Annotated in this window: 5 protein-coding genes and 1 pseudogene; all 6 read left to right on the top strand. The window is 56.3% G+C overall.

Annotation, left to right across the window (positions count from 1 at the left end; translation table 11 throughout):
- The first annotated feature begins 190 nt into the window (after positions 1-190).
- Complete coding sequence (gene glpX, locus HMPREF2888_RS09650; RefSeq protein ID WP_062041384.1) at positions 191-1,204, top strand: class II fructose-bisphosphatase; 1,014 nt, start codon at positions 191-193, stop codon at positions 1,202-1,204.
- Between the two features lie 250 nt (positions 1,205-1,454).
- Positions 1,455-2,855 carry a class II fumarate hydratase gene (locus tag HMPREF2888_RS09655; protein ID WP_070518696.1) on the top strand — a complete coding sequence of 467 codons (1,401 nt, stop codon included), beginning with the start codon at positions 1,455-1,457 and terminating at the stop codon, positions 2,853-2,855.
- A 207-nt stretch (positions 2,856-3,062) separates the two neighbouring features.
- Entirely contained in the window at positions 3,063-3,686 is a 624-nt protein-coding gene (locus HMPREF2888_RS09660) for a TetR family transcriptional regulator (RefSeq protein ID WP_061921879.1), read from the top strand.
- Positions 3,680-5,281 (top strand): MDR family MFS transporter, encoded by a 1,602-nt coding sequence (locus tag HMPREF2888_RS09665; RefSeq protein WP_070518697.1) that lies wholly within the window; start codon positions 3,680-3,682, stop codon positions 5,279-5,281. The genes HMPREF2888_RS09660 and HMPREF2888_RS09665 overlap by 7 nt, the downstream gene beginning before the upstream one ends.
- A 381-nt stretch (positions 5,282-5,662) precedes the next feature.
- On the top strand, positions 5,663-6,403 hold the full coding sequence (locus HMPREF2888_RS09670; protein WP_246815061.1) for a transposase: 741 nt from the start codon (positions 5,663-5,665) through the stop codon (positions 6,401-6,403).
- A gap of 40 nt (positions 6,404-6,443) precedes the next feature.
- Positions 6,444-6,686 (top strand): annotated as a pseudogene (locus HMPREF2888_RS13140) (IS21 family transposase); the annotation flags it as partial.

Raw genomic sequence — 6,686 nt, forward strand, 5'->3', positions numbered from 1 at the left:
CGAAAAGCTGGGGCGAACTCAAATTCTTGTGCTGCGAATTTTCTACTTCACTGCCCCCGGGATCGGGCAAAGCCCTCAATCGGGGGCACCAACCTGCCTAAAAATCCATTCAAAAGTGCAAGAATAGGAAACAGTGCCCTGGAAGGTTCCAGCGGCGAGACAGAAAAAGAATGGAAGGCAGCCTAAACACATGTCCGAAAACACTTCTTACATGCCAGATCGCAACCTCGCTATGGAGCTGGTTCGCGTCACTGAGGCCGCAGCTTTGGCCTCCGGCCGCTGGGTAGGCCGTGGCAAGAAGAATGAGGGCGACGGCGCAGCTGTGGATGCAATGCGCAAGCTCATCAACTCCGTCGCAATGAACGGCGTTGTGGTCATCGGCGAGGGCGAAAAGGACGAAGCCCCGATGCTGTTCAACGGCGAAGAAGTGGGCACCGGCGAGGGCGCTGCAATGGACATCGCAGTTGACCCGGTCGACGGCACCCGCCTGATGGCAGAGGGCCGTCCGAACGCTATTTCCGTCATCGCTGCCGCAGAGCGTGGCACCATGTATGACCCGTCCGCCGTCTTCTACATGAACAAGATTGCTGTCGGCCCAGCTGGCGTCGGCGCAATCGACATCAACCAGTCCGTTGAGTGGAACATCAACTCCGTCGCTAAGAAGCTCGGCATCAAGGCTGCCGACCTCACCGTCGTTGTACTGGACCGCCCGCGCCACCAGGACCTTATCGATCAGATCCGCGCTGCCGGCGCAAAGGTTCGCCTCATCATGGACGGCGACGTCGCAGGCGCAATCGCTACCTGCCAAGATTCCAACTCCATCGACATGATGATGGGCATCGGCGGCACCCCTGAGGGCATCATCACCGCTTGCGCTATGAAGTGCATGGGCGGCGAAATCCAAGGCAAGCTATGGCCGAAGGATGAGGAAGAAGCCGAAAAGGCTCGCCAGGCTGGCCACGACTTGGACCGCGTTCTGAGCACTGACGATCTGGTTTCCTCCGATAACTGCTACTTCGCTGCTACCGGCGTTACCAACGGTGACATGCTGCGCGGTGTTTCCTACCGTGCAAACGGCGCCACTACCCGTTCCCTGGTTATGCGCTCCAAGTCCGGCACCATCCGCTACATCGATTCCGTACACAAGCTGGCCAAGCTGCAGGAGTACTCCGTTATTGATTACTCCAACGCAGCGGATGCCTAAAGGTTTTTAAAGCCCCACTTTTGCATTTGGTGCACGCCCTTTTCAGCATGGACGTGCACCTTGCACATTCGCACGCCATTTAGTCCATACTGGTTTTAGTGAGGCGTGACTTCCAGCACCATTATGGTGCCGGTTGATACAAATCTTATTATTGCGTTTACTGCCGGAAGGGACACGTTAGTCCGACTCCCTCCCGACACAATCGCTAAATGAACATCTTTATTCAACACATAATTTTGAGGTGGATTTCATGACTGAGTACCGCATTGAACACGACACCATGGGTGAAGTGAAGGTTCCTGTTGATGCTCTGTGGCGCGCACAGACCCAGCGTGCTGTAGAAAACTTCCCGATTTCCGGCCGCGGGCTTGAGGCCGCTCAGATTCGCGCTTTGGGCCTGCTGAAGGCAGCTTGCGCACAGGTCAACAAGGATTCCGGCACGCTCGATGCGGACAAGGCTGACGCAATCATCGCTGCAGCGAAGGAAATCGCTGAGGGCAAGCACGACGATGCTTTCCCAATCGACGTCTTCCAGACCGGCTCTGGCACCTCCTCCAACATGAACACCAACGAGGTCATCGCCTCGATCGCCCACAACAACGGCGTAGAGATTCACCCCAATGACCACGTGAACATGGGCCAGTCCTCCAACGACACCTTCCCTACCGCAACCCACGTTGCGGCCACCGAGGCAGCTGTCAACGCCCTCATCCCAGGCCTGAAGGTGCTGCACGAGTCCCTGAGCGCCAAGGCCAAGGAATTCGCGGACGTCGTTAAGTCCGGCCGCACCCACCTGATGGACGCAACCCCGATCACCCTAGGCCAGGAGTTCGGTGGCTACGCACGCCAGATCGAGCTCGGTATCGAGCGCATCGAGGCCACCCTGCCACGCCTGGGCGAGCTGGCTATCGGCGGCACCGCAACCGGCACCGGCCTGAACACCTCCGCTGACTTCGGCGCAAAGGTCACCGAAGAGCTCAAGAAGCTCACCGGCGTTGATCAGCTCAAGGAAGCAGAAAACCACTTCGAAGCTCAGGCGGCGCGCGACGGACTCGTTGAGTTCTCCGGCGCAATGCGCACCGTTGCGGTATCCCTGAACAAGATTGCTAACGATATCCGCATGATGGGCTCCGGTCCACTGACCGGCCTGGCAGAAATCCACCTGAAGGATCTGCAGCCGGGTTCCTCCATCATGCCGGGCAAGGTTAACCCGGTTCTGTGCGAGGCAGCCACCATGGTTTCCGCACAGGTCATCGGAAACGACGCTGCCGTTGCATTCGGCGGCGCCAACGGCCACTTCGAGCTGAACGTGTTCATCCCGGTCATGGCGCGCAACGTCCTTGAGTCCGCTCGCCTGCTGGCTAACGTCTCCCGCGTCTTCGCTGAGAAGTGCGTCGACGGCATCGAGGCTAACGAGGAGCGTATGAAGAAGTTCGCTGAGTCCTCTACCTCCATCGTTACCCCGCTGAACTCCAAGATCGGCTACGAGAATGCAGCGAAGGCTGCTAAGCACGCACTGCACGAGAAGATCACCGTCCGCGAGGCCGTCATTGACCTGGGCTTCGTCGACGGCGAGAACCTCACCGAGGAAGAGCTGGATGAGCGCCTCAACGTCTTGTCCATGACCAACCGCGAGCGTGATAGCTTCTAAGCTTTCTACCTAGCGGTACTTTCAAGCAGCACTTTTCAGCCTCCCACTGCCTTGCCGCTCGGGTACCCACCCGAGTGCATGACAGCGGGAGGCTTTTCGCTACCCCAAAAGCATTTGTGACCAAGCGCACTGAAGGTACCTCAGGGACTCAAAAATCACGAAGTTTGCACTTGGTGCAAACTTGCACCGGGTGTAATGTTGCACAGCGTGCAAGAAGAAATGTCACTACGCGAGCAGAAGCGACTCAAGACGCGACTGCGTATCGAAGACGCCGCCACTTCCCTAGTGGACAAGCGAGGCTTCGCCGCAGTCACCATTGAGGAGATCTGCGAAAAAGCCGGGATTTCAAGGCGCACATTCTTTAACTACTTCGATTCCAAAGACTCCGCAGTCTTGGGCGCCCCTAGCGCACTATTTTCCCAAGACCAACGAGCATATTTCCTTGACACTCCAACTGAAAACCTCCTGCGTTTGACCGTGGAACTCGTCATTTCCCATTTGGACGGGCACCACGCCGACAAAACAATTGCAGCAAGGCGGCGCCGCATAGCAAGCGACCCAGATGCTGCCGCGGCGTCGTTTAGCCGCAAACGCGCAAAGTCAACCGAGATTGCAGAACTCATCACGCTTCGCCTCAAGCAAGAACCGCAGCTCCAGCTCATGCCAGAAGTTGCGCCAGAGACAGAAGCATTACTCATCGGAGCCACCGTTAGAGAAGCGCTTTGGATTGCCACCGCTTCCCCCGAAATCAGCTGCGAACAACCATTTGAGCAAAAGTTCAATGATGCACTCGCACTCGTTATCACTTTCACGAAAGGACTGAAATGGTAGATACCGCCAAGTCGCCGACTAACAACGTCGGCGAGGCGCAGCCAGCACAAGCTGGCGGAAACGAAAAGAAAGAAAACAACGTAGCTCTCGTTTTCTCCGCCCTCGTTCTCACCATGTTGATGAGCTCCCTGGGCCAAATGATTTTCTCTTCGGCCCTGCCTACTATCGTGGGCGAGCTCGGCGGCGTCGACCACATGAGCTGGGTTATCTCCGCTTTCTTGGTCACCATGACCATCGCTATGCCAATCTCGGGCAAGCTGGGCGACATGATGGGCCGCAAGTGGCTCTACATCGGCGGCATCGCAGTCTTCGTCGTCGGCTCTGCCATCGGTGGCTTCGCAAATGACATGAACTGGCTCATTTTGGGCCGCGCTGTCCAGGGTTTCGGCGCTGGCTTCATGATGATTTCCTCCCAGTCCATCATCGCGGAGGTCACCACTGCTCGTGAGCGCGGCAAGTTCATGGGCATCATGGGCGGCGTCTTCGGCCTTTCTTCCGTTCTGGGCCCAGTCCTCGGCGGCTGGTTCACCGATGGCCCGGGCTGGCGCTGGGGTCTGTGGATTAATATTCCACTTGGTCTGCTCGCCATTACCGTGTGCACCATCGTGCTGCACCTGCGTGTTGGCGATACTGACCTGCGTAAGTTCGACGCTCTTGGCGCTACTTTCATCGCTATCACCACCGCTTCCCTCATCCTCATGACTACTTGGGGCGGCACGCAGTACGAGTGGTCTGACCCAATCATCATTGGCTTGGGCATCACCGTTGTCGTCGGCGCTATTATCACCGTGATCGTCGAGTCGAAGGCCAAGGAGCCGCTGATTCCGGTTCACCTTTTTAAGAACCGCAACATGGTTCTGACCACCGCAGCCGGTACTGTCCTCGGTCTGGCAATGTTCGGTGTGCTTGGCTACATGCCAACCTACCTGCAGATGGTTCATACGTTGACCCCAACCAAGGCGGGCCTCATGATGATTCCGATGATGGTAGGCCTCATCGGCACCTCGACTGCCGTTGGCTTCATCATCTCCCGCACGGGCCACTACAAGATTTACCCAATCATCGGCCTTATCATCACCGCCGGTGCTTTGTTCTGGATGTCCAAGCTGACCGTGGATACGCCCCTGGTTCAGCTCGGTGCTGAGTTCTTCGTCTTCGGCGTGGGCCTGGGTTTTGTGCAGCAGGTTCTGGTTCTCATCGTGCAAAACTCTTTCCCTATCGCGCTGGTCGGTACCGCAACGGCTGCCAACAACTTCTTCCGCCAGATTGGTTCCGCAGTTGGTGCTTCCCTCGTTGGATCCCTGTTCATCCACAACATGAAGGATGAGATGGCAGCCAACATGCCAGCTGCAATCAAGGCCATGGGCCCTGAGGGCGCGCAGTACGCTGAGCAGTTCGCTTCCGCAACGGGCGGTTCTTCCCGCCTGACCCCGAACATGGTTGCGCACCTTCCGGATGCAATTCAGTCCGTCATCCTCAACGCCTACAACGATGGCCTCACCCCAGTCATCCTGCTGATGGTTCCTATGGCCATCGTTGCCCTTCTTTTGGTTCTTCCCGTCACGGAAGAGCACCTTAAGGAAGAGATCTCTTAAATATCACTCACCAGACAAAGAATCGAAGGCTACTAGCGAGGAGCGCTGTGAGCTCCAGTCCCGCATTGCGCTAGACGACGCCACCATAGAGAACAACCTTGTCTATCCCCCCGGGCTTGCTCAAGGAAGTCTTGGCTCTAAATGTTAACTCGGTCGACGTGTGGCGCACTCGCGACTATCTAGTCGCACTCGCCGAGAAAGAAGGAATTGAAATTCCAGCTTTTATTGTCGATTTGGGGTAGTTGGTACCGCGAGTCTGCGTAGTTGGTACCGGTGTTTTGCGTACCCGGTACTGCAAGGGGTTTTCTTTCATAGTTGATGTTGGCGACACCACAATCCGCTGGTGTTGCGTCAACTTCTACTTGGAAGGAGCTGGTCCTTGTGGCCAACTTCAAACAGATCATCGCGATGTGCCTTGACGGTGCTAGCTACGCGCAGATCACACATGCATTGGGATGTTCACGACGAGAAGTATCCCGAGCAAAGAAAGTCATCAACGATGAGGAACTAACTCCAGAGCGCTTCCGTCAGCTCCCACCGGGATGGTTCGATGATCGATTCAGTGATGGTCGGAGTAAGCGGTCGTTGCCCTACGACCAGCCTGATTTTCATGCTCTTGCACGCAAGCTGAAAAGTACAAAGCATGTGACCAGGCATAAGCTGTGGATGGACTACGTGTCGCAGCCTTGTCCGACGGATAAGACAAAGTACCAGTACTCCCAGTTCTGCAGTGGGCTCAATGAATTTCTGCGTGCCAACGATCTCGTCGAAGTTATCACCCATGAGCCAGGGCAAGAGCTTTATGTCGACTGGGCCGGTGACAAAGTGCCTGTAGTAGATCAGGCCAGTGGTGACACCGTGTTCAAGGCGTCATTGTTTGTCGCGGTCAGCCCGTACTCAGGGCTGATGTATGTTACGGCCGCTGCGAATGAGAAGATGCCGGCGTGGATCGAGTGCCATGTTAAGGCGTTGAATTATCTTGGCAAAGTACCAGCAATCATCGTGCCAGATAATGCTTCTACGGCGACTTATCGGCCGAAGAAGACCGCTACATACCGGATGGTCACTGACCGCTACGCAGCGTTTGGGAGACTATTACGGCATCACGATTGTGCCGACTAGGCCCGGCAGGCCTCGTGACAAGGCAGCGGTAGAGCGTGCCGTGAAAATCGCCTACACCAAAATCCTGGGTTACTTCAGCAACGAGGTCTTCTATAGCCTTGATGAGCTTAATGAGGCGATCGCGGAGCGTCTTGTCGATATCAACAGCACAATGACGCGGCCTGATGGCTCAACACGGCAGATGCGCTTTGATAAAGAAGAAGCACCAATGATGCGGGATCTTCCGCCGACGCCGTTTACGGAAGTGTCTTATAAGCGGCTCAAAGTCGATCGCAACTGGCAC

This window comes from Corynebacterium sp. HMSC077D03, assembly GCF_001808545.1.
Classification (GTDB): Bacteria; Actinomycetota; Actinomycetes; order Mycobacteriales; family Mycobacteriaceae; genus Corynebacterium; species Corynebacterium simulans.

Excerpts from the sequence above, each read along its gene's own strand:
- glpX (WP_062041384.1), top strand. The coding sequence starts at position 191 with ATGTCCGAAAACACTTCTTACATGCCAGATCGCAACCTCGCTATGGAG.
- HMPREF2888_RS09655 (WP_070518696.1), top strand. The coding sequence starts at position 1,455 with ATGACTGAGTACCGCATTGAACACGACACCATGGGTGAAGTGAAGGTT.
- HMPREF2888_RS09665 (WP_070518697.1), top strand. The coding sequence starts at position 3,680 with ATGGTAGATACCGCCAAGTCGCCGACTAACAACGTCGGCGAGGCGCAG.